The sequence below is a fragment of the Psychrobacillus sp. FSL K6-1464 genome (assembly GCF_038003145.1).
In the GTDB taxonomy this organism is placed as follows: Bacteria; Bacillota; Bacilli; order Bacillales_A; family Planococcaceae; genus Psychrobacillus; species Psychrobacillus psychrotolerans.
Genome location: NZ_JBBOOP010000001.1, coordinates 270,678 through 297,147 on the forward strand (window position 1 = coordinate 270,678; position 26,470 = coordinate 297,147).

A 26,470-nucleotide genomic window follows, 5' to 3' on the forward strand; every position below is an offset into this window, starting at 1 on the left:
TACTTAATAGAAAGAAAGCAAAAAATAGAATCGTTAATAAGGTCAGATTAAATAAAAAATGTATTGTTATAACTCCCAATATATACCTCTTCTAATAATTTTTATAAATTAATAGTAACTAAAGAATGCAGAATATACAATATCCTTAAAAGAATATTCAGACGATTTATAGGGGTTTTTGATAAAGTATCCCTAACACTGTGTTTTTCTTCTTAATGCAGGGGCTAAATATTGTGGTTGTGTTACAAGGAGGTATTCGAAACTATTTGTTGAATACAGGAGGATATATAATACTAACCTTTGAGGTGGGACATGAATAACAGGGTGATAGAAACTTATAACCAACTTGCCAATGATTACGAGCATAATGTGGATAAAGGAAGTCTATTTAATACAGAATATGAACGACCAGCAATGATGAAGTTATTGCCAACTGATTTAAAAAACAAGCAGATTTTGGACGCTGGTTGTGCAGCAGGTTGGTATACAGAGCAATTAGTGAATTTTGGTGCTGAAGTTACAGCGACTGATATTAGTCCAAAAATGGTAGAGGCTACTAAAAGAAGAGTCGGAGAAAACGCAAAGGTATTATGTTTGGATTTAGGAGAAAAACTACCTTTTGAAGATGGAACATTCGATGTAATTATAAGCTCTTTAGTTCTACATTATATAAAGGATTGGAGCAAAACTTTTAGCGAATTCCAAAGAATATTGAAACCTAATGGGAAATTACTTTATTCCGTACACCACCCATTTATGGATATAAAATTGTCCGTGAATGGTGACTATTTTTCCAAAGAGCTTATTATCGATCAATGGAAGAGAGAAGGAAAGCTCATAGAGGTTCCGTTTTATCGTCGTCCACTAAATGAAATAGTAAATGAAACGGCAGCATATTTTACCTTGGAAAAGTTAATCGAACCACAACCTACAAAAGCTTTTGAAGAGAAAAAACCAGAGAAGTATAAAAATCTTATGAAAAATGCTCACTTTATGATTGTAAAAGCTCAGAAATAAAATTAGGTAAAAAGAAACTATTAGCGAAATAGACAAAGCTCTACGTTCTTAATTTTATAAAGTGTAAGCGAGGGGAAATCCCTCGTTTTTTTTATGTAAAAAGCGTTATTGAAACTAAAAAAGTTATTTATCGTAATATAAAGATAGAAAGATTTTGAAAGTCTATATCGAGTACAACTTTATATCAGAAAGCAGTGGAGAAAGTGAAAAAAAAGAGGTTTAAATTTCGGGTAATAATTAGAAACTTAATCTTAGCGTTAGCTGCACTATTCCTTGTCTGGATTACTTTCCATCAGCTTATGGTCGCATATGAACAAAAGAAGTATCCAGCATTAGGTGAATTAGTTGAAGTGGATGGAAAGAATATGCATGTGTATACAAAAGGAGAGGGTCCAAATACAATTATTTTGTTGAGTGGTTTAGGTACGACAGCGCCAGTGTTGGATTTTGAACCTTTAATTAACGAGATGTCAAAAAGTAATAAAGTTGTTGTGGTAGAGCCTTTCGGTTATGGCTGGAGCGACCTAACGGATGAGGATCGAACAGTAGAGAATTTAGTAGAGGAATTACGAACGGCTTTAATAAAATCGAATATAGAAGGGCCATATATATTGATGCCCCATTCTATTTCTGGAATCTATAGTATGTATTATGCAAGTAAATATCCAGAGGAAATAAAAGCTATTATAGGAATCGATCCCACATTACCTAATGCCTTAGAGTATTTTGATGAATCTGTTCCCACAATGCCAAAATATATGAGTTACATAGCCCCTACGGGAATTGCGAGATTGGCATTATATTTAAGTTCAGAGGACTACCTCCCTTTGGCAGACGAAGGTATTTATTCAGAAAAAAATTTAAAAATGACCAAAATCCTTTCTGCTCAGAGGGGGTATAACAAAAATATAGTAAATGAAGCAAATGAAATAAATAATAACATTGGAAAAACACGTAATTTGTCGTTTCCTCTAGATATGCCTGTGATGATTTTCACGACAAACGAAAAAGAAGAGAATGAGGAAGGCAAATCGAATATAACCTTTTATCAATCGGAAATAGGAAATTCGCCATTACATAAACTTGTTCCTTTAGAAGGGCATCATTATCTGCACTGGACTCAATATCAGCAAATGAGTGAATATGTTAATGAATTTACCGAAGCGTTTGGAAATGATTGAATAAATGCATAGTACCTGTCTTTAAAATACAAGAAAGTAAATTATTCTATCCAATCTGTGCTGTCTGCCTATTGCACAATAAATAGGCTAATTACATATCATGGAAGGAATGTGCTTTGTAAACACATTACAAATGCTAAAAAGGCAGGTCAAGTTATGGATTCTTCTATTGATTACACAGCACCGTCCACACAGTTCGCTTTCGATGTAAATAAAAGCCCCTTCTTTAAAAAAGATAGTTATAACTTTATGAATATTTTAGGTGTTCAACAATTAAATACACTGGATAATATATCTTTGCTCGATATTTTTCTTAGTGCCAACAATAACATAGAGCCACATTACCATCCGAATGCAGCAGAGTTAGTATACTGTATTTCAGGAGAAATCGTTGTTTCTATACTCAATCCATTTACTAAGCAATATAAACACTACACGATTACACCAGGTCAAGTGGCAAATATCCCACAAGGTTGGTGGCATTACCAAATGGCTACTGAAGATCGAACGCATATATTAGCTATTTTTAATGCTTCCACGCCTGAAGTAATTCTAGGTTCCGATATCTTAAAATTGACACCTTCGAATATTATGGCGCATACCTATTGTATGAACGAAAACGAGTGGAAAAAAGCGATAGCTCCAGTTATGCCGTCTACCTATATTGGTCCACCAAAAAACTGCAACAAAACTACAACAGATAATCAGCAATACTATCCAAATCATTTCATCAACCAAAGCTATCCAATGCAATAATTCCACCATTACGAGTGTAGGGCAACAGTTACTAAAACAATTCTGTATTGTATTAGAACTGGTGCCTTTCACTATTGGTGAATTTTTGGCAATTTACCAACGCTCTTTATTAGGTTACTCAAATTAAAAAACAACGATGAGCTATTTAAGCTTAAAATTTATTTATAGGTATTTATAAACACTTTTAGAAATTAGATTAAACCCTTAGTTGCATTATGACTGTGTTGCTTACCATCGCTATGAATCATTTTCCTAGTATTATTAAACTCTACCTTTACCATCCAACTAAAAAATGGAATATTATAACTAATAGGGTAGAGGGGGAGTTTAATGTTTCAGGAAAGGAAGATATCTTTTTTTTAGAGTCAACAGTTGCCTCTTACATTCTTTCAATAGGAAAAAAGAATCCAAGGTGTGTCTATGAAAATACTAGACGTAGATTTATTTCAAGATGGTTTAAGAAGAAATATTGTAATGTTGGACAGGCTTGAAAGTGAAGTAGAGGCAATTCGTCGTGCTGTAGAAGGATTAGTAGCGATGGAAGACGAACTAAAAGGACAAGGAGGCAGTGCCATTCGTGCTTTCTATGCGGAATGCCATGTGCCATTACTCCAACAATTCCTTGTTTCTGCTGCGGGTTATAAGCAAGTGCTTCAACAAATGGAAAATGCATTATATACATTAGAACCAGATACGTCTGGTCATATTGTGGAGCAATTTCTAGAAGGGGAGGTAGAGCAGGGACTTACTACAATCGCACAACTGACTGAAAATCTAACGAATGAGTCAAACAGTATTATGGACCAGGTCAGTGATATAGTAGCCCTCCCGCATCTGGATGATAGTGGTGTACAAGAAGGCGTTCTAGATGCAAAAAGAAAACGAGACGATACAGTAAGTAGACTTCAAGAATTTGATGCAACACAGACAGCAGCCTTACTACCTTTCGAGCAAGATATGCAGGCAATGGATACGTGGATCCGTAACATGGAAGAGATGTTCACAAGTAATCTCACAGATATTCACTTCCAAACAGATCGATGGGCGGAACTGGTGGCATGTAGTCCCCCATTAACCATTTCCACGCCAACGATTGAAGGAGAAATGTGCCTACGTGAAGAAGAGGAAGAAAAGTCGTTTGTAGATACTGGTTTAGAAGTAGTAGACGGAATCTTAAGTGGTTTATTTGATGTTGGAAAAGATTTTGTTACTGGTATTGTAGATATAGTCCAGGACCCGAAAGCCACACTGGATGCTACGTTAGAGGCAGTTACTAATCCGATAGAGACATATAACACGATAAAGTCGGCCATTACTACTTCCTACGAACGTGATATGGTCAACGGAGATGCCAATTCCCGTGCTCACTGGGTAACCTATGCATTAGGCACGGTTGCGACTTCAGTAGTTGGAACAAAGGGTGTCGGTGCACTCACCAAATCGGGGGTCACGGTCACAAAGGCAGTTGCTCCAAAAGTAGTCGGGGCTGCCAACAATGCCTCGGACTCATTAGCTAATCTATTACCCTACGGACCCCGTACACAGTTTGCGATCGCAGGCCAAGTTCCTTATAACGTAGTGAATGGGAGCGAATTGAAGGGTCAGCTGATTTCTATGGCGAAAGTGAAGAGTGGTGTTACGGGTAGTAAGAATGAAGTAAGTGGAGCAAAAAGTAACTTTTTAGGTGAACTGATGAGTCCTGAAGAGGCAAAAAGATATGATGATTACTGGAGAGGATTGGGAATTGGGTCTAATAAAACGTGGGCAGGTTTTGCAAAACAAAATGTAAATGGTACAGTCGAAGATTACTTTAAGTTAGTAAAAGAACAATCTCCATGGCCAGATGGATTTGTTCCAACAAAATCTATGCTTATACCTGGAGATAGAATAGAAATGGCATTATCTAAGGGCCAAGACCCAATATACCCAGGCAGATTTGCCACGACTATAGATTCTATAACTGATGTAAATTATGTCAGAGAAGAACTTGCTGTAAAAGTAGATTGGAAACCGGAGATAGATAAAGTTGTAGTGTACAAAGTTAAAGAAGGAGTAAGTGTTCCAGCCTTAAAAGGTCCAGTTGGTCCACAAGTAGATCTTGCAACTAATAGTTACCTACCTGGTGGAGCAGATCAAGTCAATATAATGTTAGGAAGAGAAGTTAATTTAATGGATTATTTTGATATTCTCTCTGTTAGGCCAATTAATTAGAAAGGAGTATTAATAAAAATGATTAACAATTTATTATACAATTCTCACCTTGTGAGTTGGGTTTTTGAAGGAAAAGAAGTCGGCATAAATATAGAGAATCTATTTTTTGCTTCGGTTGATGAAAATAATGAATATGTGTACGTGAACGCTGGCGAAAATTATATTAAGGATAAAGTTTACTATTTTAATTTCGATGGCACTCTAAAGATGTACTATGACTTGTTTACTGGCAGTATAAAGTGGGATTACAAGGAGGAGAAACAAACGCTTGTTATTAAGGATTTAATAGAAATAGGTTATTTCCCTAAAAAAGAAATTATACTTGTATTATTCAATGAAGATAAGAGAGAGGTCATAGGACTAAATTTAGCAGGAGAATATTTGTATGAGATAGAAAAACCTGTAGGATACAGAATGATGTATTTTGAAGAGTTTCCAGATAATGTTGCAGTTGTTTGTGACGGGGGTGAACTACAAGAAGATAGGTTTGGAAGAAGTAGGACGAACTTTTTACTAAATCAGGATGATGGGACTCTGTATAAAGGTAATTTAGCTTATTAATACTCAATTAATTGAGGGTAGCAATGTAGAAAGAAGGTTCTTATGAAAGAACCATTGGGAGTGGATAAATTACAACTCATCTAATACCTTTTTACACTCTCTGGAACTCCAATAGAGGGTTATTAGATTTAGTCTTGCAAGAGATGTAATTGATTCCACTTCAATAATAAATATTTTCATACAAATATAATCCCGTTGGAACAATAACCTTTGTCCGCGGGATTTAAATTGTCTTATTATTACAATGACGAAATTTTCACTAATGAGATCGATCTATTGATTTGTAAAATAAAAATCATCCCAGTGTACGACGTAAATTCTACACAATTACATAATAATCTCAAAATGATTACAACATTGGTTTAGAAGTAGTAGATGGAATTTTAAGTGGTTTATTTGATGTAGGGAAAGATTTTGTTACTGGTATTGTGGATATAGTCCAGGACCCGAAAGCCACACTGGATGCTACATTAGAGGTTACTAATCCCGTAGAGACATATAAAACGATAAAGTCGGCTATCACTACTTCCTACGAACTTGATATGGTCAACGGAGATGCCAATTCCCGTGCTCACTGGGTAACCTATGCATTAGGCACGGAAGCCCTGTCATACGCGCCAATTCACGTAGTGGAAGGTCACGTTCTTTCAAGATTTCTTTTAGTTTGATTGAAATAGGCATAGTAATTCCCTTTCTCTTTTTTATGTTACAAGTCTTGATCCTTTAGAGGAAGTAGTGAATCGGTTAAGGACTGTTGAAGCAATGGACGGTGACTTTGATGCTCTTGAAGATTTAGGAGTAGCTAGTACAAGATAGTAGAAATACAGGAGGTAATGTTATGGATGAAAAAAATCTAAACAAAACTATAAGAAATACTATCAAGCTTGGTGATATTAATGAAGTAAAGCGTTTAATAGACGATAATCCAGAATTCTTACATTCAATGACACCATTTGGTACGTGGCTACATGTAGCAGCAAAAAAAGGACATTCTGGAATAGTAGAATATCTGATCCATAAAGGTATCGATGTTAATACAAAAGGTGATATATTCGATGCTTCTCCTTTAAGAGTGGCTGCAGGAGCCGGGCATTTGGAGATAGTAAAGTATCTAATAGAGGCTGGAGCAGAATTAGATGTTAGCTTGGCAAAAAGAAATCCATTATTTGGGGCAATTTATGGAGGACATAAAGAAGTAGTTGAGTTACTAGTTGAAAAAGGAATAGATATTTCAATTAGATACACTGGAGAAACTATTAAAAATATGAATGCTTATGAATATGCTAGAGAATTTGGGCAAACAGAAATTGCAGAATATCTAAAGCAAAAGATGGATAAAAGAGAATAAAAAAGTGTTAACAAGATTAATCCTAACTTTAAATTAAATTGTGTCTCTTTAATTTAAAGTAGGATTAGTAATAGATAAACTAATAGGATTAGGGTACCAGGTTCTAAAACAATTCTAAATTGTATTAGAACCTGGTACCTTTCATTATAGTGGTGTACAAGAAGGCGTTCTAGATGCAAAAAGAAAACGAGACGATACAGTAAGTAGACTTCAAGAATTTGATGCAACGCAGACAGCGGCCTTACTACCTTTCGAGCAAGATATGCAGGCAATGGATACGTGGATCCGTTACATGGAAGAAAGATGTTCACAAGTAATCTCACAAATATTCACTTCCAAAATAGAATTGATGTTGTTGATGATCAAATTAGGGGGAATTGCTAAGAATATGTCAGCTGAGCAGCTAAAGAATACTTATTTAAATGTGAAATTAACTCAATAATTAAAGGAGGTTATTTTAATTGGATACTATATTTAGGGATTTTATAAAACATGAAACAGTTGATGAAGATGTTATTTTAAAATATAAGGATAAAATTCCCGAAGAATTAATAGAAACATGGAAAAAATATGGTTTTGGTAGTTTCGCAAATAACTTTTTAAAAGTTATTAATCCAGACGATTATTTAGATATTTTAGAGAGAAGTTATCTAAGGTATGAGCAGGCGATTCCTATTTTTACAACTGCAATGGGTGATATTATAGTATGGGAAAAAGATAAGTATGTAAATTTATTAAACTTTAGGAAAGGATATGTTAATGTTGTTTCATCCGGATTTGAATTCTTTTTTGATGACCTAAAAGATAATGACTTTATGAACGATGAATTAATGTGGCAGCCCTATCCTGAAGCGATTAGTAAATACAGTGCCCCTGATTATGACGAGTGTTTTGGATACACCCCTCTATTAGGTTTAGGTGGAGCAGAAAAAGTAGAGAATCTAAAAAAGGTCAAATTGAAGGAACATATTCTTATTATTACTGAATTTATGGAACCAGTTCAGTAATGTTCAGGATTATGTTACAGAATTAACTATAAGCACTTGATTGCCTTTTTAGGCAACAGGTGTTTTTGTTTTTTTTAAAATTTAAGCTTTGGGCGATATTCACTTCCAAACAAATCCATGGGTGGAGTTGGTGGCATGTAGTCCCCCATTAACCATTTCCACGCCAACAATTGAAGGAGAAATGTGCCTACGTGAAGAAGAGGAAGAAAAGTCGTTTGTAGATACTGGATTAGAAGTAGTAGATGGAATTTTAAGTGGTTTATTTGATGTAGGGAAAGATTTTGTTACTGGAATTGTAGATATAGTCCAGGACCCGAAAGCCACACTGGATGCTACGTTAGAGGCAGTTACTAATCCGATAGAGACATATAACACGATAAAGTCGGCCATTACTACTTCCTACGAACGTGATATGGTCAACGGAGATGCCAATTCCCGTGCTCACTGGGTAACCTATGCATTAGGCACGGTTGCCACTTCAGTAGTTGGAACAAAGGGTGTCGGTGCACTTACCAAATCAGGGGTCACGGTCACAAAGGCAGTTGCTCCAAAAGTAGTCGGGGCTGCCAACAATGCCTCGGACTCATTAGCTAATCTATTACCCTACGGACCCCGTACACAGTTTGCGATCTCAGGTGAAGTTCCTTATAACACAGTGAATGCGGCGGGCTTAAGGGATCAGGTGATTTCTATAGCTAGGGTTGAAAGTGGAGTTAAGGGTACTACTAAACCTTTACAAAATCACCACTACGCAACTAATAAAAGCAAAAAATACACTCCTCAAATGGAGAGTTTAACTAAAAAGTATGGCTTAAATTTAGATGATGGATGGAATAAGGAATTATTACCTCATCAAGGGAGACATCCATATGCATATCATGATTATGTATTAGATAAATTGAGTACTTATGATAGATTAGCTAAGGGAGATAGGGAGAAATTCCTTAAATTGTTTGAAGGGTTAAAGAAGGAAGTAAGGGATAATCCAGATATGCTTTATAAAGAATATTGGAGGTCAAAATGAAATATTTCAAACTAATTTTAGATGACAGCAACGATAATGACGTAGTTGTTCATTGTGAGGATACACATGGATTTGAGCAGTATGAGTTAAAGGAAGGGAATTTTTTAGAGAGTTGGAATGACAATATCACTTTTTATTTTAATCTACATGATGGAAATAGATTTACTGATTATTTAGCAAATAATTTAGGGTGGTTCATTGTATCAAAAAAGTTTAAGGATTTAATAAAAAAAATTGAAGAGGATGTCCAATTTTTACCTGTAAACGTTGTTGATTTTGAAAGTAAATCTAAAATAGTGAATGATGAATATTTTGTTGCAAATGTATTAGGAGTAGTTGATGCATTAAACCTTCAAAACTCTGATTATAGTGTTGTAGATTTAGACGGTGAAAAAATATATTCTGTAAGAAAATATGCAGTTTCGGAAGACAAAATAAATAACAAAAATTTGTTCAAATTAAAAGGAGATGAAATTCCTTTATTCATGTCAGAAGATTTTAAACAATTAGTTGAAAAAAGTAATATTACTGGTTGTGAATTTCTAGAAATAAGAAACATCTGATTTTTTGGGAACCTTAGAGGGATAAGGCACTGACTATACTTTTTGAGTCAGGAATAAAACACCCTACTATGAAACCAATTGACGGTATTGAACCGGCAATTGGTTGTTTAGTTTCGTTCGTTTGAATACGGATATTGTTGTAATAAGAAGTAGATAGTTTTGGAGGTAATCGTGAAAAAATGGTTGAAATGCTTAAGTTATTAGGTGAAGAAGCAGCATGAAATAAAGATACTTTAGGAGGATTCTGTGGATAATAAGGAAAAAGCAAAAAAAATCTATGATTTAATTAAGAATGGTGACTTAGAACTAGTGAAAGAGACAGTTATTACTGATAAAAACTTGCTAGATTTTGTAACCCCTTTTGGAACGTGGCTACATGTTGCAACTAGAGCAGGTAAATTGGATATAATAAAATTTTTAGTTGAATCTGGTATGGATATTAACATAATCGAAGGTGTACCAAAGTCAGCACCTATTGCACATGCAGCTAGTGAAGGTGAAATTAGTATTGTAGAATTCTTATTTGAGAATGGTGCAATATTAGAAACTAGTGACCCAAATAGAAATCCTCTTTTCTCAGCGATTTATGGTGGGCACCTCGATATAGTAAAATATCTTGTTCTGAATGGTATTGACATTAACACTAAGTATACAGGGGGTACTATGCAAAATATGGGAGCTTATGAATTTGCTATTGAAAGAGGACAAACAGAAATTGCTGAATATCTTAAGCAAAAGATGAATGAAGAGGAATAATAAAGAGTTATACAAAGAATAAACCTATCTATAAATGAATAGACTCGTTAATTTAAAGTAGTATTAGTAATTTAATAAAATTAGGGTACCAGGTTCTAAAACAATTCTAAATTGTATTAGAACCTGGTACCTTTCATGATTGTGGTGTACAAGAAGGCGTTTTAGATGCAAAAAGAAAACGAGACGATACAGTAAGTAGACTTCAAGAATTTGATGCAACGCAGACAGCAGCCTTACTACCTTTCGAGCAAGATATGCAGGCAATGGATACGTGGATCCGTAACATGGAAGAGATGTTTACAAGTAATCTTTCAGATATTAACTTCCAAACAGATCGATGGGCGGAGCTGCTGGCATGTAGTCCCCCATTAACCATTTCCACGCCAACGATTGAAGGAGAAATGTGCCTACGTGAAGAAGAGGAAGAAAAGTCGTTTGTAGATACTGGTTTAGAAGTAGTAGACGGAATTTTAAGTGGTTTATTTGATGTAGGGAAAGATTTTGTTACTGGTATTGTAGATATAGTCCAGGACCCGAAAGCCACACTGGATGCTACGTTAGAGGCAGTTACTAATCCTAAAGAGACATATAACACGATAAAGTCGGCCATTACTATTTCCTACGAACGTGATATGGTCAACGGAGATGCCAATTCCCGTGCTCTGGGTAACCTATGCATTAGGCACGGTTGCCACTTCAGTAGTTGGAACAAAAGGTGTCGGTGCACTTACCAAATCAGGGGTCACGGTGACAAAGGCAGTTGCTCCAAAAGTAGTCGGAGCCGCCAAAAATGGCTCTGACTCATTAGCTAATCTATTACCTTACGCACCCCGCCCGCATTTAGCGATGGTAGGTGAAGTTCCTTATAACACAGTGAATGCGGTGGGTTGAGGGATCAGGTGATTTCTATCGCTAGGGTTGAAAGTGGAGTTAAGGGTACGGGTAAAAGTAATTTAGAAATCCAATTTACAAAAGAACAACTTGCCACTAAACCGTCATATTCGCCTGTCCTGGATAAATGGACAAAGAAAGGCGGTACAGTGAAAATTGATGAAGATGGTGCTTGGGTATATACAAATAAGAAGGAACAGACTGTAAGGTATCCTAATGGTTATCCAGACTTCACGGAATATGTACTTCCAACTGTTAAGCCGGTAGAAATTGAAATTGCAAGTCCAACCAATCGTCCATTGGATTATAAAAATGCTAATATAGAGGCAGGTTTAAGTAAAGATTCTGACCCACCTGTGCCAGCATTAGATAAGCCACCTGTGCCAGCATTAGATAAGCCACCTGTAGGATATATCTGGCATCATCATCAAGATGGGAAAACGATGATTCTAGTAGATAAAGATATTCATAGACAATTTACTCATACAGGAGGAGTATCGACAGTTAATGGAAGAAAATAAGGGAGGATATTAAAATGGTCAAAATTGAAGGTTCTCATAAGAAACTTACTATAGAAGAAATTAAACAGTTTGAAAAAGATACTGGAGTCAAATTAACAAAAAAATACACTGAATTTTTACTTAAATGGAATGGTGGATACCCGAAAGAAAGTATATTTACTATTACTGATAAAATGGGGAAAAGCGTTTTGAATGTATTTAATGGAATAGGTGAAATGTATGATAACTTAGAGAAAGTTATAGACATATATGAATTTAGACTTACCAAAGGCTTTATACCAATAGCAGATGATTCAGCGGGCAACGTTATATGCTTAGGTACAGAGGAACCTTACTTAGACAAGATTTATTTTTGGGATCATGAACAAGAACCGGAAGATCCTGATGATATGAGTAATATGTATTTTTTAGCAAATGATATTGATGAATTCTTAGATAATTTATATGAGGACACAGAGGAATAAAAAGAAGTATTAGCAATGAAGAACATTATACGCTAATTATAAAGCACTTGATTGTTTAATAGGCAACAAGTGCTTTTGTGGTGAGAAATTTATGTTTTAGGGAATGCTTATGACAAAACAATAGACCATAGAATTGGGAGGAAAAATTTGAGGAGTGAAGATACATGGCAGTTTTTGTATTGATGTTGAAGGAATTTGAGGACAAGACAGGGCAGTATATATCTATATGGATCAAATGAGAATTCAATGGGGTAAAAAATAGGGTTATCAACCAACTCTCGCCAATTGATTCACAAGAGTCCGCTGATGATTTCTTCTTTAAGAGAGCAGAAAGACGTCTTTCAAGAATAATTATTAAAGAGAATCAGAACTTTGTTGACCGAACAACTATAGAATCTTGATAAGTGCTAAAGATTTTAGTGGTTTTTTATTAAATTTGGGTATGTAAGAAAGTAGCATAGCGTTTGAACCTTGATGGGCTATATCCTTTCAAGGTTTTAATATTTTTAATAACTTGGTGGTAAACAAACTAGATTTGTAGCCAGATTAGGGTACCAGGTTCTAAAACAATTCTATATTGAATTAGAACCTGGTACCTTTCACTTTAGTGGTGTACAAGAAGGCGTTCTAGATGAAGAAAACCGAGACGATACAGTAATTAGACTTCAAGAATTTGATGCAACACGAATTTTAATCCACCAATTAAAAAGTGAAAAAGTTAAAGAAAGGATGTAACGAATGAAACTATATTTTATTGAACCAGAAGTTGCCGGTGGTCATGGTGAACAGACTGTTTATGGAACTGAAGAGGATATTGTAAAAGAGGGCATATCAGCAAAGGTGAGATTTTTACACTATGAGTTTGAAGGATGGCTTGGAGATGACCTTTTAGAGTCAACACCAGCTTTCATAGTGTCAAGTTTACTAGAAACAGAATTACAGAAAAGTGATATTAAAGATTACAAATTAGAACCATGTCTAATTACAACATCTGATGTATTTAAAGAAATGCATCCAAATAAAGAAATCCCTCTTTTTAGCAGATTTATTCCACTTGGTAAAATTGAGGTAGAAGGAGAGCATTTCACAAATTGGTCAGGGCATCATTTCTGCTTATCATCCAAAGGTGAGTTAGTTGTAACTCAAGAAGCATTGGAGTTATTAAAAACTGTTTCGATAGATAATTGTTATATTACTTCTTTAACACAAGCATAATTAATAGAACCTTAGGGAAAATAAGACATTCTCTAAGGTTTTATAATTTTGGATAATGGGGTGTCGAATAAATACTTTGTACTTCTATATAAAAGATAACTCATATGAACTCTATAGGACTTTTAGAATAATAATAAATTTTATTTCCTAAATAAATCTTTCTATTTCTTTAAATAATTACAATATTAACAGTTGTCATCATTACAACTCTCCAAGTACTAATCCATATTTTAACACTACTTATTAAATTTCTCGCAAATTTGACGTATATAAAACGACTGCTAAGGTGAGGTTACTCCACCTCGATTAACTCCTGAGATATGTACGATCCTCATGCACATCATATTGTATTTAAAAAAGGAAATGGCGTATCTCAAAAGGAATTAGTGAAAGAAGGCCAAGAAATATTAAAAGAATATGACATTGACCCTATTCTGGGACTTGAAAATCTAGTTTGGGCTCCTAATAGAGTTAAAGGTCAACACGGGATTGAAGCCCTTAGTAATGTTGTTGATAATATTAAAAAAGTAAGGGATGCTGGCGGAGATAGAGATGATATGGTGGAAATGCTAAATAAACTTGGTGATGTTGCAAAAAGGAGGAAGTAATTACATGGACAATAAACTAATTACTAAAGAAATTCGTTCTGCTATAAAAGATGGTAATGTTCAAAAAGTAGTAGAACTAATCGACTCCAACACAGAAACATTAAACATGGAGACTCCTTTCGGTACTTGGCTTCATGTTGCAGCCTCTAAAGGAAAGCTTGATATAGTACAAAAGCTGGTAGAACTTAGGTCGGATATTAATAAACTAGGTGGAGTATATGGTGGTGGGGTATTGAATGAAGCTGCTTCTTCTGGACATATCGAGGTAGTGAGATATTTACTATTAAGAGAAGCAAATTTAGACGTAAGCGAACCAGAAAGAAATCCATTGTTTGGAGCGATTAGCAATGGGCATGTTGATATTGTAAAACTATTAATTAAAAGTGGTATAGATACAGATATTAAGTACGCTGGCGAATCAAAAGAAGATACGGATGCTCTAACTTTCGCAAGGGAACAAGGTCAAATAGAAATAGTTAAGTTATTGGAAAATCCAAATGAGTGCTCCACTACTGCAAGTAAAACAAATGAAAGTAATCAAAACCAACATGATGTGATTTTAGAGCATGTAGCTAAATACTTTGGCGAGGTTAAAAATACTATAAGTGAAATTGTTCCTGGTAGTAGAGTAGCCGTCAGTATTCATATAATTGCTCCATCCATAAATAAAAATTTCGTAACTCTATTTACTACGGGTATGAGTGATGAACCAATGGACTATTCAGAAAAAGAAAGTGGATATAAATATTCGGAGTTGTTATTAAAACTGCCTTCGAATTGGAATGGCGATAAAGACGATAAGAAAGATCAGAACAATTATTGGCCTCTTGCATGGCTAAGGAAAGTGGCTCATATTCCACATATTTATGACGGCTGGATTGAAGAAGGTGTTATTCTTCCAAATGGAGAACCTCCACAGCCACTTGCATCAAATACAAACTTATCCTGCGTAATGGTGTCTCGTCCTAAAGAGACCGGATTAGATATCGTTCAAACTAAACAAGGAACAGTAAACGTTTATACACTCATTCCTATTTATGAAGAAGAAAGAATTCTTGCATTGGAAAAAGGGCATGACTATCTAATTAAGATAATGAATGACAAAGGAGTCTCAGACGTATTGGATTTAGATAGGATAAATGTTGGTAAATAACAACAGTAACAGTCAGTGTAGTACTTTATAAATTAGTCACATTACAAGGATATAAGTGGAGGGTATCGGTTTCTAAAGCAATTGTAAATTGCAATATTGACTGGTCCTTTTATTGATTAAAAATATAGTTGATGATTGATGTGGCATCAGATTTAGATGACATTATTGAAATACTAGAAGACCTAGGAAAACAAGCTGCTACTAGGAAATAGAGATTAAAGGAGAAATTAATATGGATAAGACTCAATCTGCAAAAGATATTAGAAATGCCATAAAAAGTGGTCAACTAGAAACTTTAAGAGATTTACTTGAGAATGAGCCAGAAATGTTAACATGGATGACACCTTTTGGTACGTGGTTACATGTAGCGGCAGCTCATGGGCATTTAGAGATAGTGGAATATCTTATTAATGCTGGGATAGATGTTAATGCAGAGGGTGGAACTTTTTCTACAAATGCACTTGAAAGAGCGACTACAAAAGGACATTTAGATATTGCTAAATATCTAATTAGTCGGAATGTAGAGATGGATATTAGTGAACCAGATAGAAATCCTCTGTTTGCTGCAATATATGGTGGGCATTTGGAGATTGTAAAATTATTAGTTGAGAAAAATATAAATATATCTATAAAATACTCTGGTGAAATCATGGAAGATATGGATGCCTATTCATTTGCAATAGAAAGAGGACAAACAGAAATTGCTGAATATCTTAAGCAAAAGATGGATGAAGAGGAATAATAAAGAGTTATACAAAGAATAACCCTATCTATAAATGAATAGACTCGTTAATATAAAGTAGAATTAGTAATTTAATAAATTAGGGTACCAGGTTCTAAAACAATTCTAAATTGTATTAGAACCTGGTACCTTTCATTATAGTGGTGTACAAGAAGGCGTTCTAGATGCAAAAAGAAAACGAGACGATACAGTAAGCAGGCTTCAAGAATTTGATGCAACGCAGACAGCAGCCTTACTACCTTTCGAGCAAGATATGCAGGCAATGGATACGTGGATTCATAATATGGAAGAGATGTTCACAAGTAATCTCACGGATATTCATTTTCAAACAGATCGATGGGCGGAACTGGTGGCATGTAGTCCCCCATTAACCATTTCCACGCCAACGATTGAAGGAAAAATGTGCCTACGTGAAGAAGAGGAAGAAAAGTCTTTTGTAGATACTGGTTTAGAAGTAGTAGACGGAATCTTAAGTGGTTTATTTGATGTTGGAAAAGATTTTGTTACTGGTATTGTAGATATAGTCCAGGACCCGAAAGCCACACTGGATGCTACGTTAGAGGCAGTTACTAAACCGATAGAGACATATAACACGATAAAGTCGGCCATTACTACTTCCTACGAACGTGATATGGTCAACGGAGATGCCAATTCCCGTGCTCACTGGGTAACCTATGCATTAGGCACGGTTGCCACTTCAGTAGTTGGAACAAAGGGTGTCGGTGCACTTACCAAATCAGGGGTCACGGTCACAAAGGCAGTTGCTCCAAAAGTAGTCGGAGCCGCCAAAAATGCCTCGGACTCATTAGCTACTCTATTACCTTATGGACCGCGTCCACAGTTTGCAATCGCAGGCCAAGTTCCTTATAACGTAGTGAATGGGAGCGAATTGAAGGATCAGCTGATTTCTATGGCTAGGGTGGAGAGTGGGGTTAAGGGTGCAGATAACGGTATTACAAAAGACGAATATAAAAATTTGAGGAAAAAGACACCAAGTAATGATATAAGAAAAATGGTTAATCCAGATGGTCCTAAAGTAGACCCAGTGTACGGGTATGAAGTTGATAAGTTTGAAGCAGACCATATTGTTTCAATGAAAGAAATAACTGAAATGGATGGATTTAATAGGTTAACTAGAGAACAACAAATAGAAACTCTAAATCTAAAAGATAATTTTGTTGGTCTTGGAAAATCTTCGAATGCGTCTAAGAGGGCTCATAGCTGGGCTGATTGGAAAGGACATTCTAAGATGGGAGAGGTACCTGTTAATGTTAGAATAGAAATGCTAGAAAAAGAGAAACGAGCTAGTGAAATCCTAAAAGCAGCTATAGAAGAGAGGTTGAAGAAATGAAGGAATTTGAAAAGACTATTATGGGCAAAAACATTATAGTAACTGCCGAAAAAGAATTAGAACCTCAAATAGAAAGTTTGTTTGTCATATTAGAACAGGTAGACCGCAATAATTTAATTCATGGATTTTCTATACAAGTTGGTTGGTCCGTCTATTATTTACATGAGAGAGAAACCGGGAATTTTATATTGACCTCTCCTGATTACTCTAGAAATCCATTTGAAGATATAACAGAAGATTTAACTTTAGCATTGTGGGTACAACTAGAACAAGGTCATTTTTTGAGAAAGATAAATGTCGATGGTTTATCAATAAAATTTAGTGATAAAATCATACTTTGTAAAGGTGTACTAGAACTTAAGAAAATATATTTGCAAAGAAATGGAAATGTTGAAAAAGGAGATTCAGGTTGGTATATAGGTCCTGTAGAGGAGGATAATACTACAGAGTTGTATGCTCTATATGCTTATCAACTACTAAAAATTAAACCAGAGATCATACAAGTTCTTGCTTTACCAAATGAATATATGGTTGTTTTTGAAGGTAATAAAATAAAAGCGGTATTAAACGAAAACGATCTAGATGTTTTTAAAGACTCTTTATAGATTTTATTTATGGAAATCTTAAGTTACGACTAAACTACACAGGAAGTAAAACATTGATTAAAGCACTTAATTGTCTACTAATGACAACGAGTGCTTTTTTTGAGAAATTTATGCATTGGACAACTAAAAAAAGATTGTATGAAATTCATAGCTCATGAAGGTAGTACATCGAGGAATTCTGTTTTAGTACTGTGTTTGTGAAAATATAGATAAATAGGCGAGATGACATTCTACATGGCAAGGATAGTTAAGATATGGAATGGCTTACAAACTAAACGAGATTGACAAAGTTCATGGTGATAAACAATGGGTAATGAAGCTAAAGTCGATGAAGAAGCGTTAGAATTGGATGGAATTGGCTTTCAAGAGGTGTTGAAGTATCTCTCTCACCGTGGAATGGATTATGTTGTCAGATGGAACACAAGCCGATAATGGCATTCAGAGGTTGAGTGTTAGTTCATCTAGAAAAAAGTATGGTGTATACATTCGGAATATTAAACAACAATACAGTATCCCAAAAGACACTAGCGACTAATTATCAATGGTTTAATTGGGTTATTAGACCAATTAAACGATTAAAAATCAGCAAGAACTGGTTCGAGAAGGTATATAGAAATGGTGTGTTTTGGTTTCTAAGTGAGATGTAGTCCGAATAATTTACCAAATAATACACATCCTAACCCTGTGTTTAGGAGGTGAAATTATGACTAATCATGAAAATAATCAAGATCAAAGAAATAACAAAAGTGTCGCAAAGAGCATCAAAAACACAGCAGGATCTGCATTTGAAACAGCGCATAATGCTTTAGAGGCTACAGAAAATGTTGCAATGAACACTGTTGATGCAACTAAAAATGCTGCAAAGAATTTAACAGGTAATAAAAATAATCGTTAGACTAAAAAGTTGTGCAATTTTCTTACTTGAACAATGTTAGATAAAAAACGCCCATTGGGCGTTTTTTGTTATTCATTCATTCATTTTACATGGAGCGGCATGGAGAAAAATACATACAAGTTTATATGATGATCCAGTAACGTGCAGGGAAAATACATTTCGTAGAAGAGATGTTAGAGAGTTTATATGCTCTACATTAACTGTATAAGGAAAGTTTTCATTCCCTTAAAATTATTCTTCTCTTGAATTGCTTTCTTATGCTGTTTATTTACATGGAAATTGTCGATTTCCCGGGAAATATTACGAATTACGCCTAAAACTTTTCTTACTTAATGAAAAAAGTATTTTTACAGTAAAAACTTCATTGAAGATACTCTTTTAAATTCTTATTATTCTTCCACTAAATAATGATAAATATCGTATTGTACTGGTTGTTCAAGAATCATGTTCATAGTAGCTACATTGTAGATTTTACCTTGGTCTATTAGTGTATCGTTTTCTGCGCTATTTGAATCTACAGTAACTTCACCAAGGTAATAGAAATCTTTTCCCTCACCATTATGTTTTTTTACAAACAAATGAACAGTTATATCTGCTGCAGAAGAGTTTACAATAGGAGCAATATCTTTAGCTGTAACTTTTCTGTTTTTTGTTGAACACCATTTGAAAATGTCTGTTGATAAGAACTCATCCATATATTTTACTTCTAAATTATCTTCGTCAGTCTTATGATAGTTTACAAAGATAGGACAGGTGTTCATTTTCACTCTTCCACCGTTTAAGGTACCTTCTTCATTACTACTCCAATTTAAAAGTCTACATACGTCTTTTCTTGAATACTTCTCATATATTGTTAAAGGCGTCTGTTTATTATATTTTTTATTTTTTTCAAAACTACATATAATTATATCCTGTAATAATTTCCTGAACTCCTCGTTTTCTAAACTTTTCTGTAGCTTACTATTTAGCTTATATTTTCCGTTATCTAAAATTACAATTGGTTCTGACCCATAATTTTTCTGAGCAGTTGTAACGAAAAATTTTAAAGATAATAAATTTTCTACAGAATAAATGGTTTCTTTATTACTATAAGTTCCATAATCACTTAGTAGTTTTATATAATCGGTTTGAGCTAATTCACTATTGTAAATTAGATTTTGTACTAGTAATACTTCGTGAATTCTTTTGCCGTTTATAAGCTCTTGAGAAAACATGGTTAATATCGCTTGTTCATAATCATTTATATTTGCAACAGGTTCATTCATACTTACTAAAAAGTCAAAGTAGTTTTTCTTTTTTACAAAGATTACTTCAGGATCAATCGAATTATTTTTAATGAAATCAATCAGGAGAGGTATTCTTCCCAATCGATTTTTTAACTCTTTGTACGGAGTAGTGAGAAACTCCATATTGTACAATTTTAACTTTTTATTATCGATTGCATCAAAAATACGTTTCTTAGCAATCTCTTCAAAGTTTATTGTTGAAACACCTTGGATATAGTCAGTATTAACCGTTCTACGGCGGACATTATCCTTATTCATGGATTGGTCACCTGAAAGAGCAATAGGGATTAAATAGTTATTTTTATAGTTGCCGATGAAATCAATAATAGTTACATACTCTTTTTCATTATGCTTGCGTAGTCCACGTCCCAGTTGTTGAATAAAAATTATACTTGACTGTGTTTGGCGTAGCATGATGATTTGGTTTAAAAACGGAATATCAATACCCTCATTAAAGATATCTACGGTTAAAATATAATCTAGTTGGTATTGTTCTAATTTACGAATTGCATCTTCTCTTTCAGGTTGTGAATTATCACCTGTAAGGGCAATAGTTTTTAAGCCTTGGGCATTTAACACTTCTGAAAGGGCATGTGATTCTTGCTTAGAGCTACAGAAAATTAATCCTCGTACCCGCTTTCCTGAATAGCCATAGTAGTTAACTTTTTCGAGAATATGATGAACACGCTCTTGCGATACAAGTTGTTGCAAGGTAGATGTGTCATCAATTATTTCTCCATTCCTCTCATAATCTATCACACCAAAGTAATGAAATGGACAAAGCATTTCCTCTTCAAGAGCGGCCTGTAGCCGAATTTCATAAGCTATATTGTAATCAAAGAGCTCAAAGATGTTAAAGCTGTCCGTACGTTCAGGAGTCGCTGTCATTCCAAGTAAGAAATTAGGCTCAAAATAATTAATAATATTCAGGTAGGAATCTGCACCCGCACGATGTACTTCGTCTATTAGTATATAGTCGAATTCATCTTTTTCGAACTGCTGTAAATGCCGTTCTGAAGAGAGTGTTTGAACTGTTGCAAATAAGTATTTTGCATTTGTGTCTTTTGAATTACCTGAAAGTATTCCGAAATCATCTTCTTGACCCCCTAATATTTTTCGGTAGTCTTGAAGTGCCTTCTTTAAAATTTGTTCTCTATGAACAACGAAGAGCATCTTTTTAGGGGCAAAGTGACGAACATCAAAAGCAGATAGATATGTTTTTCCTGTCCCAGTCGCTGAGATAATTAATCCTTTTTTAGCACCGGTTTCACGAAGAGTTTTTAATTGTTTCAGCGCATCATTTTGCATTTTATTTGGTTGAATAGCAAGACTATCGGCCAATTGGTTTGTGAGATATTCTGCGTTCACTTCAAATACGTTGGAGGTTGCCTGATTAACGAAGGGCTGTTGTTCATAATTCAGATTGTAGCTGTTAATCCAATCTACAGTTAGAGGGATGGCTTCATTCCATGCTTCTTCAAACTGATTTTTAAAGTGGTGGATGATTTCTCCATCTTCCAAAGAAGTTAAATAGATATTCCATTCATAGTTAGCTTTTAAAGCGCTATCCGTTAGATTTGAGCTTCCTACTATTAAAGAATAATAGTCTTTATGTTCGAATATATAACCTTTAGAGTGGAAGCCTTTCACGCCAGTCAGACGGACTTCGACATTGTCTAGTTTTAATAATTCTTTAAACATTTTAGGTTGATTGAAATTTAAAAAAGTAGATGTCATAATGCGGCCTTTGATCCCTTTTAGCTGCAAGTCTAATAGCATAGTTTTTAAAGTTGCTAAACCACCCTCAGTAATAAAAGCTACGGAAAAAGTGAAGGTTTGGCACGTTTTCATCTCTTGAAGAAGTGTGGATAAAACATTTTCATGTGCTTTATTTGATAGCAGCTTAGGCTTAAACTGTCCTGAAACGGGATTACTTTTATCAATAAAGCCTTTATGTAAGGAATTTTTCATTTTGCGAATTAGTTGATCCAACTTGACCACTTCTTTTCATTCAAATTTTCCAAATTACATACTTTCATTCGCTATTTTTTCAACTGCTGGAATATCAGCAGCAGCAAAGTTCAGTGTATGTAAATTTTCCCGAGTAACCCATCTTGTGTCGGCATGCTCCGTTGCAATTGGAGTACCATTTAATAATTTCGCTTTATAAGTTTCGAGTCTGACGATAAATTTTTCATATTCATAAGTCGTATCTTCTACTTTTTGACCAACCACAATTGTACAATTAAATTCTTCTGTAATTTCTCGTTGTAAAGCCTGCTCGGGTGTTTCTTCAGCTTCAATCTTACCACCCGGGAACTCCCAAAGATCGGGAAGTGACATAATGGGACTTCTTAACGCACAAAATATTTCGCTTTTCTCATTTTCAATAATTGCCCCAACTACATGGACTAATTTTTTCATTATGTATCACCCTAATTTCAGTTTATACCTATATCATAGCTGATTTTAAAGTAATGATCAGCAAGAAACTTTAAATGATTGGAATTTACTGATTGTTATATATCTAACTGTGGTTTCTATATGGGTACTAATAGAGGGGGAACATTTATGAAATGAATGGGGTGGTATTTAAAGCTGATTGGAGAAAATGTTAAGTGGATATAGTATGGAGAGATATACGGTGAAGGCAATGGAGAATTTATCGGACTAGTCGAGAATACATATAACAAAAAGTAGATACTCCACATAGTAGAGGTATCTACTTTTCTATGTTTCTGAGTCTCTTTGATAATCTAAATCTCTCCTAGGCTAAGATAGTTTGTAATATAAGCTTTAATAGCTCTTCTGTTGTTTCAGGTAATTGTTCGGGTAAGCTTAATGGATGTTTCATCTCTGTTCCTCCTTTAATCTCGTATTCTATTATCAATATAGGCAATCTAGTTCAAATTTATGCATGATATTATAAAAAAGTTTTGAATCTCTTAATTGGAGATTTGGATATTCATTTGACTAGAATTCCTATTTGACGTCTTGGTCAATATTCTATATTATGATTGCATACCCGTACTTGACCGGGAGAGGTTCATAGCTTATACCCTCTATAAAAAACTATGGATACATGACTATTCGCCATGTCCATATAATTTGGACGTGGCTTTTTTGTTTTTATCCTTTTGTTTGTATAGATTGGTCTGTGAAGCCTCTTTTGAAAGTGTTGGGAAACATTTTTTATAGGAGGTTTTTTTATTATGTCTGGAAGAAGTCATGATGAAGGTTTGAAGGATTTAACACTGTTAGGGAACCAAGGTACAAAATATTCATTTGATTATGCACCTGAGGTATTGGAGTCGGTAGATAATTTACATTCTACTCGGGATTATTTTGTGAAGTTTAACTGCCCAGAATTCACAAGTTTGTGCCCAATTACCAATCAGCCGGATTTTGCAACGATGTACATCTCGTATATACCGGATAAAAAAATTGTAGAAAGTAAATCGTTAAAATTATATTTATTTAGTTTCAGGAATCACGGGGATTTCCATGAGGACTGTGTGAACATCATCATGAACGATTTAATCGAATTGCTAGATCCAAGATATATCGAAGTATGGGGTAAATTCACTCCACGTGGAGGTATTTCTATTGATCCCTGGTGTAATTATGGAAGACCTGGAACGAAATATGTAGAAATAGCAGATTTTCGTTTGATGAACCATGATTTATATCCAGAGAAAATTGATAATCGTTAATGGAATAATCATATGTAAGGCAGAAGTGCTAAAATCCTGAAACTAGGGGCTAGGCGCTAGAGATAGACAATCTAAAAAATTCAGAAGATGACAGCATTCTTCCTTATGGTGCTGTTTTGTCGATATAAGGGAGTTTAAACGGGTGAAGCAGGAAAAGGCAATTATTGTGTTTAGTGGAGGACAGGATAGCACGACCTGTCTGTTTTGGGCAAAAGAACGTTTTAAAGAGATTGAGGCAGTGACTTTTGATTATGGGCAAAGACATAGTCTTGAAATCGAATGTGCAAAGGAAATAGCTAAGGAGCTTGGTGTAAAGCATCACATTCTGGATATGTCGCTTTTAAATCAGTTGGCACCGAATGCTTTGACACGAGATGACATAAAGGTAGAGGACGGGGAAGATGGGGGATTGCCGTCGACTTTTGTACCTGGTCGAAATCTGCTCTTTTTATCTTTTGCTGGGGTCTTAGCGAGCCAGGTAGGTGCAAAGCATATCGTAACTGGAGTGTGTGAAACTGATTTTAGTGGCTATCCAGATTGTCGTGATATTTTCGTGAAATCCTTAAACGTCACATTAAATCTTTCTATGGATACTACTTTTGTGATCGATACACCACTCATGTGGTTGGACAAGGCACAAACATGGGAACTTGCAGATCAGCTTGGAGCGCTCGAATTTGTTAGAGAGAAAACGTTGACTTGTTATAACGGTGTAATAGCAGATGGCTGTGGGGAATGCCCAGCATGTAAGCTGAGAAATAAAGGATTAGAAGATTATTTAACTTCTAAATCTATTGAAGGAGTAACATTATGAGAATTTTATTTTATTTAGTATCGATTGTGATTGCTAATGTCGTAACAGCAGCTTTTGCACCTTTACAGTTCGGGATGTTTATCGTCCCTATGGGAACATTGTTCGTCGGTGCTACCTTCATTTTTAGAGATCTTGTACAAAACAAATATGGTAGAGCAAAGACGTACTTATTCATTTTCATAGCTTTAGCATTATCAGCATTAGTGTCATTTATGTTGGGAGATACATTATTAATTGTATTTGCATCGGCAATTTCATTTGTTGTTGCTGAAACAGCAGATACAGAGATATATACAAGATTGAAACTACCAATGGCTTGGCGTGTATTCTATAGTGGGATTGTTGGTGGATTCCTGGATTCAGTCATTTTTGTCATAATAGGCTTGAGTCCTCTGGGAGCAAATATTCTTCCATGGGAAGCCGTGCCAGCCGCTATTGTAGGGCAAATTATCGTGAAAACCGTTATTCAGACAATCGGAGCGCTTATTTTGAGTCGGGTTTATGTAATGAAGGAAAAACGTCTTCTTTCTGAATGATTATATAAAAATTAAAATATTATAATTTAGCCTTCCAATAGACTTGGAAGGCTATTTATGATTTTACAGATTATGTAGGGGATGACCTTTGACTTCACTAATAATACTGTTACTGGTGTAGAGATGTATGATGATTATGCACTAGTTTCTACTAACGAGGAATTTGATTTTATAAATGCAGCTGGTGAATACACGTATTACAATCGGAATAAAGTATACACGGTAGTAATCAATAGTTCGGGTTATTATCAAATTACGAATATAGACATTTACGAATGATATGGTTGTAACAAGGTAATTACTTGAATACCCTAGTAATCTCCAGTAGACTAATAATTACCATAATTGACAACTGAGGAGAGAAATGCCGATGGAGATTTCTATAACAAAAGCTTTACGTGAGTTAAAAACATTGGATGCGCGCATTTTAAAAAAGATTAATGAGACAACTTTCGCAGCCTCTAAAAAACCGAAAGAGAATATTCGTGGATTTAAGACCGTTGAGGAGTTTGAAAAGGAAGCGAAAGAAAGTATACAATCCATAAAAGATTTGATGGATCGCAGAAAACAAATCAAAAAATCCATTGTAGAATCTAACGCTACAACTTTAGTAGAGGTTTCCGGAGTCAAAATGACGGTGGCTGATGCAATTGAGCGTAAAAACTTTATTGAAATTGAAAAAACTCTCCTTCGTAAGATGAATAACGACTATGCTCAGTCTCAGGAAAAAGTAGAAGTGAATAATGAACTTGCACAAGATCGATTAGACACACAGTTAAATAATATGATTTCTAAAGATGGTAAAACAGATTTAACAGCGGTGGAAGGCTACAAAAAGTTGTTTTGGGAATCTGAGGAAACAAAACTAATTGACCCGATCCACATAAAAGAAATCACTACTAAGATGGCTTTAGATATTGAATCCTTTGAAGATGACGTAGATGTAGCGCTAAGTGAAATTAATGCTCGCACACTAATCACTATTAAACAATAAGTAAACTTAGAATTTGCTGTTATAGCGAAAAAGAAGAAAGTTTCCCCGTTTGCAGGGTCTGGGTAAATCCCTGCTCCCAACTATAGTATTTACGAAAAGCTATAAAGCTTAAAGCTCAACCCTTAAAGCTAAAAGGTTAACCATCAAAGCTCTTATATTCTAACGCTCAATATTTAGCGATAAAAAAATCTATAAAATCTCGGATAACAGGTGCCGTAGGATTTGAAACTTCCTTTCTTCCCCTCCGAGCAGCTATGA

30 protein-coding genes and 1 riboswitch are annotated in these 26,470 nt (G+C 34.9%); of the genes, 28 read left to right on the forward strand and 2 right to left on the reverse strand.

The features are described from left to right. The first annotated feature begins 312 nt into the window (after positions 1-312). The 23 genes from MKX39_RS01365 to MKX39_RS01475 all read left to right on the forward strand — a co-directional run bounded on the left by MKX39_RS01365 (position 313) and on the right by MKX39_RS01475 (position 18,869). Entirely contained in the window at positions 313-1,017 is a 705-nt protein-coding gene (locus tag MKX39_RS01365; RefSeq protein WP_340767969.1) for a class I SAM-dependent methyltransferase, read from the forward strand. A gap of 203 nt (positions 1,018-1,220) precedes the next feature. After that, the gene (locus MKX39_RS01370) at positions 1,221-2,198 is read left to right on the forward strand and encodes an alpha/beta fold hydrolase (protein ID WP_340767970.1); all 978 of its coding nucleotides are present in this window, start codon (positions 1,221-1,223) and stop codon (positions 2,196-2,198) included. Positions 2,199-2,354: 156 nt separating this feature from the next. Next, positions 2,355-2,954 carry a cupin domain-containing protein gene (locus MKX39_RS01375; protein WP_093536742.1) on the forward strand — a complete coding sequence of 200 codons (600 nt, stop codon included), beginning with the start codon at positions 2,355-2,357 and terminating at the stop codon, positions 2,952-2,954. A gap of 420 nt (positions 2,955-3,374) precedes the next feature. Beyond that, complete coding sequence (locus MKX39_RS01380; protein ID WP_340767972.1) at positions 3,375-5,165, forward strand: ribonuclease YeeF family protein; 1,791 nt, start codon at positions 3,375-3,377, stop codon at positions 5,163-5,165. An 18-nt stretch (positions 5,166-5,183) separates the two neighbouring features. Next, positions 5,184-5,726, forward strand: a complete 543-nt coding sequence (locus tag MKX39_RS01385) for a hypothetical protein (protein WP_340767974.1) — start codon at positions 5,184-5,186, stop codon at positions 5,724-5,726. A 428-nt stretch (positions 5,727-6,154) separates the two neighbouring features. After that, positions 6,155-6,394 (forward strand): hypothetical protein, encoded by a 240-nt coding sequence (locus MKX39_RS01390; RefSeq protein ID WP_340767975.1) that lies wholly within the window; start codon positions 6,155-6,157, stop codon positions 6,392-6,394. A 170-nt stretch (positions 6,395-6,564) separates the two neighbouring features. Then, positions 6,565-7,074 (forward strand): ankyrin repeat domain-containing protein, encoded by a 510-nt coding sequence (locus MKX39_RS01395; RefSeq protein ID WP_340767976.1) that lies wholly within the window; start codon positions 6,565-6,567, stop codon positions 7,072-7,074. A 118-nt stretch (positions 7,075-7,192) separates the two neighbouring features. Continuing rightward, positions 7,193-7,516, forward strand: coding sequence for a T7SS effector LXG polymorphic toxin (locus MKX39_RS01400; RefSeq protein ID WP_340771295.1), 324 nt, complete (start codon positions 7,193-7,195; stop codon positions 7,514-7,516). 19 nt (positions 7,517-7,535) lie between these two features. Then, positions 7,536-8,081, forward strand: coding sequence for a T6SS immunity protein Tdi1 domain-containing protein (locus MKX39_RS01405; protein WP_340767977.1), 546 nt, complete (start codon positions 7,536-7,538; stop codon positions 8,079-8,081). Positions 8,082-8,211: 130 nt separating this feature from the next. Beyond that, positions 8,212-9,105, forward strand: coding sequence for an AHH domain-containing protein (locus tag MKX39_RS01410; protein WP_340767979.1), 894 nt, complete (start codon positions 8,212-8,214; stop codon positions 9,103-9,105). Further along, positions 9,102-9,668: an imm11 family protein gene (locus MKX39_RS01415; protein WP_340767980.1), complete on the forward strand. Its 567-nt coding sequence runs from the start codon at positions 9,102-9,104 to the stop codon at positions 9,666-9,668. Before MKX39_RS01410 ends, MKX39_RS01415 begins: the two co-directional genes overlap by 4 nt. A gap of 246 nt (positions 9,669-9,914) precedes the next feature. Further along, positions 9,915-10,424 (forward strand): ankyrin repeat domain-containing protein, encoded by a 510-nt coding sequence (locus tag MKX39_RS01420; protein WP_340767981.1) that lies wholly within the window; start codon positions 9,915-9,917, stop codon positions 10,422-10,424. A 110-nt stretch (positions 10,425-10,534) separates the two neighbouring features. Further along, positions 10,535-11,224 (forward strand): T7SS effector LXG polymorphic toxin, encoded by a 690-nt coding sequence (locus MKX39_RS01425; protein ID WP_340771297.1) that lies wholly within the window; start codon positions 10,535-10,537, stop codon positions 11,222-11,224. 99 nt (positions 11,225-11,323) lie between these two features. Then, positions 11,324-11,836, forward strand: coding sequence for an HNH endonuclease (locus MKX39_RS01430; protein WP_340767982.1), 513 nt, complete (start codon positions 11,324-11,326; stop codon positions 11,834-11,836). Positions 11,837-11,850: 14 nt separating this feature from the next. Further along, positions 11,851-12,300: an SMI1/KNR4 family protein gene (locus MKX39_RS01435; RefSeq protein WP_340767983.1), complete on the forward strand. Its 450-nt coding sequence runs from the start codon at positions 11,851-11,853 to the stop codon at positions 12,298-12,300. Positions 12,301-13,038: 738 nt separating this feature from the next. Continuing rightward, positions 13,039-13,515 (forward strand): hypothetical protein, encoded by a 477-nt coding sequence (locus MKX39_RS01440; RefSeq protein ID WP_340767985.1) that lies wholly within the window; start codon positions 13,039-13,041, stop codon positions 13,513-13,515. Positions 13,516-13,901: 386 nt separating this feature from the next. Further along, positions 13,902-14,123 (forward strand): hypothetical protein, encoded by a 222-nt coding sequence (locus MKX39_RS01445; RefSeq protein ID WP_419957618.1) that lies wholly within the window; start codon positions 13,902-13,904, stop codon positions 14,121-14,123. A gap of 4 nt (positions 14,124-14,127) precedes the next feature. Beyond that, positions 14,128-15,276: a suppressor of fused domain protein gene (locus MKX39_RS01450; RefSeq protein ID WP_340767987.1), complete on the forward strand. Its 1,149-nt coding sequence runs from the start codon at positions 14,128-14,130 to the stop codon at positions 15,274-15,276. Between the two features lie 232 nt (positions 15,277-15,508). Continuing rightward, complete coding sequence (locus tag MKX39_RS01455) at positions 15,509-16,018, forward strand: ankyrin repeat domain-containing protein (RefSeq protein ID WP_340767988.1); 510 nt, start codon at positions 15,509-15,511, stop codon at positions 16,016-16,018. Between the two features lie 109 nt (positions 16,019-16,127). Then, entirely contained in the window at positions 16,128-17,369 is a 1,242-nt protein-coding gene (locus tag MKX39_RS01460; RefSeq protein ID WP_340771300.1) for a T7SS effector LXG polymorphic toxin, read from the forward strand. Beyond that, complete coding sequence (locus MKX39_RS01465) at positions 17,366-17,974, forward strand: immunity protein Imm33 domain-containing protein (RefSeq protein WP_340767989.1); 609 nt, start codon at positions 17,366-17,368, stop codon at positions 17,972-17,974. The genes MKX39_RS01460 and MKX39_RS01465 overlap by 4 nt, the downstream gene beginning before the upstream one ends. Positions 17,975-18,280: 306 nt before the next feature. Next, the gene (locus MKX39_RS01470; RefSeq protein ID WP_340767990.1) at positions 18,281-18,406 is read left to right on the forward strand and encodes a hypothetical protein; all 126 of its coding nucleotides are present in this window, start codon (positions 18,281-18,283) and stop codon (positions 18,404-18,406) included. A gap of 271 nt (positions 18,407-18,677) precedes the next feature. Continuing rightward, entirely contained in the window at positions 18,678-18,869 is a 192-nt protein-coding gene (locus MKX39_RS01475) for a hypothetical protein (RefSeq protein WP_340767992.1), read from the forward strand. 389 nt (positions 18,870-19,258) lie between these two features. On the opposite strand, the gene MKX39_RS01480 is transcribed toward MKX39_RS01475, so the two are convergent. Together MKX39_RS01480 and MKX39_RS01485 are read right to left on the reverse strand one after the other, a co-directional pair. Then, complete coding sequence (locus MKX39_RS01480) at positions 19,259-22,147, reverse strand: DEAD/DEAH box helicase (protein ID WP_340767993.1); 2,889 nt, start codon at positions 22,145-22,147, stop codon at positions 19,259-19,261. A gap of 33 nt (positions 22,148-22,180) precedes the next feature. Then, positions 22,181-22,579, reverse strand: a complete 399-nt coding sequence (locus MKX39_RS01485; RefSeq protein WP_340761235.1) for a (deoxy)nucleoside triphosphate pyrophosphohydrolase — start codon at positions 22,577-22,579, stop codon at positions 22,181-22,183. Positions 22,580-23,190: 611 nt separating this feature from the next. Beyond that, a riboswitch (PreQ1 riboswitch) is annotated at positions 23,191-23,237 on the forward strand. Positions 23,238-23,367: 130 nt separating this feature from the next. On the opposite strand from MKX39_RS01485, the gene queF reads away from it, so the two are divergent. From queF to MKX39_RS01510, 5 genes are all read left to right on the forward strand, one after another. Continuing rightward, positions 23,368-23,868 carry a preQ(1) synthase gene (gene queF / locus MKX39_RS01490; protein WP_093536326.1) on the forward strand — a complete coding sequence of 167 codons (501 nt, stop codon included), beginning with the start codon at positions 23,368-23,370 and terminating at the stop codon, positions 23,866-23,868. 142 nt (positions 23,869-24,010) lie between these two features. Further along, positions 24,011-24,682, forward strand: coding sequence for a 7-cyano-7-deazaguanine synthase QueC (gene queC, locus MKX39_RS01495; protein WP_340761237.1), 672 nt, complete (start codon positions 24,011-24,013; stop codon positions 24,680-24,682). Then, positions 24,679-25,218, forward strand: a complete 540-nt coding sequence (locus MKX39_RS01500; protein ID WP_093536322.1) for a VUT family protein — start codon at positions 24,679-24,681, stop codon at positions 25,216-25,218. Before queC ends, MKX39_RS01500 begins: the two co-directional genes overlap by 4 nt. A gap of 81 nt (positions 25,219-25,299) precedes the next feature. Continuing rightward, positions 25,300-25,497 (forward strand): TcaA NTF2-like domain-containing protein, encoded by a 198-nt coding sequence (locus MKX39_RS01505; RefSeq protein WP_340761238.1) that lies wholly within the window; start codon positions 25,300-25,302, stop codon positions 25,495-25,497. Positions 25,498-25,588: 91 nt separating this feature from the next. Then, a complete protein-coding gene (locus MKX39_RS01510; protein ID WP_340767995.1) occupies positions 25,589-26,212 on the forward strand; it encodes a hypothetical protein in 624 nt (207 codons plus the stop codon). The last annotated feature ends 258 nt before the right edge of the window (positions 26,213-26,470 follow it).

Coding starts and splice junctions, on each gene's coding strand:
- MKX39_RS01385 (WP_340767974.1), top strand. CDS start 5,184: ATGATTAACAATTTATTATACAATTCTCACCTTGTGAGTTGGGTTTTT.
- MKX39_RS01415 (WP_340767980.1), top strand. CDS start 9,102: ATGAAATATTTCAAACTAATTTTAGATGACAGCAACGATAATGACGTA.
- MKX39_RS01485 (WP_340761235.1), bottom strand. CDS start 22,579: ATGAAAAAATTAGTCCATGTAGTTGGGGCAATTATTGAAAATGAGAAA.
- MKX39_RS01450 (WP_340767987.1), top strand. CDS start 14,128: ATGGACAATAAACTAATTACTAAAGAAATTCGTTCTGCTATAAAAGAT.
- MKX39_RS01465 (WP_340767989.1), top strand. CDS start 17,366: ATGAAGGAATTTGAAAAGACTATTATGGGCAAAAACATTATAGTAACT.
- MKX39_RS01440 (WP_340767985.1), top strand. CDS start 13,039: ATGAAACTATATTTTATTGAACCAGAAGTTGCCGGTGGTCATGGTGAA.
- MKX39_RS01510 (WP_340767995.1), top strand. CDS start 25,589: ATGGAGATTTCTATAACAAAAGCTTTACGTGAGTTAAAAACATTGGAT.
- MKX39_RS01470 (WP_340767990.1), top strand. CDS start 18,281: ATGGGTAATGAAGCTAAAGTCGATGAAGAAGCGTTAGAATTGGATGGA.
- MKX39_RS01475 (WP_340767992.1), top strand. CDS start 18,678: ATGACTAATCATGAAAATAATCAAGATCAAAGAAATAACAAAAGTGTC.
- MKX39_RS01395 (WP_340767976.1), top strand. CDS start 6,565: ATGGATGAAAAAAATCTAAACAAAACTATAAGAAATACTATCAAGCTT.
- queF (WP_093536326.1), top strand. CDS start 23,368: ATGTCTGGAAGAAGTCATGATGAAGGTTTGAAGGATTTAACACTGTTA.
- MKX39_RS01500 (WP_093536322.1), top strand. CDS start 24,679: ATGAGAATTTTATTTTATTTAGTATCGATTGTGATTGCTAATGTCGTA.
- MKX39_RS01380 (WP_340767972.1), top strand. CDS start 3,375: ATGAAAATACTAGACGTAGATTTATTTCAAGATGGTTTAAGAAGAAAT.
- MKX39_RS01435 (WP_340767983.1), top strand. CDS start 11,851: ATGGTCAAAATTGAAGGTTCTCATAAGAAACTTACTATAGAAGAAATT.
- MKX39_RS01505 (WP_340761238.1), top strand. CDS start 25,300: ATGACCTTTGACTTCACTAATAATACTGTTACTGGTGTAGAGATGTAT.
- MKX39_RS01455 (WP_340767988.1), top strand. CDS start 15,509: ATGGATAAGACTCAATCTGCAAAAGATATTAGAAATGCCATAAAAAGT.
- MKX39_RS01375 (WP_093536742.1), top strand. CDS start 2,355: ATGGATTCTTCTATTGATTACACAGCACCGTCCACACAGTTCGCTTTC.
- MKX39_RS01365 (WP_340767969.1), top strand. CDS start 313: ATGAATAACAGGGTGATAGAAACTTATAACCAACTTGCCAATGATTAC.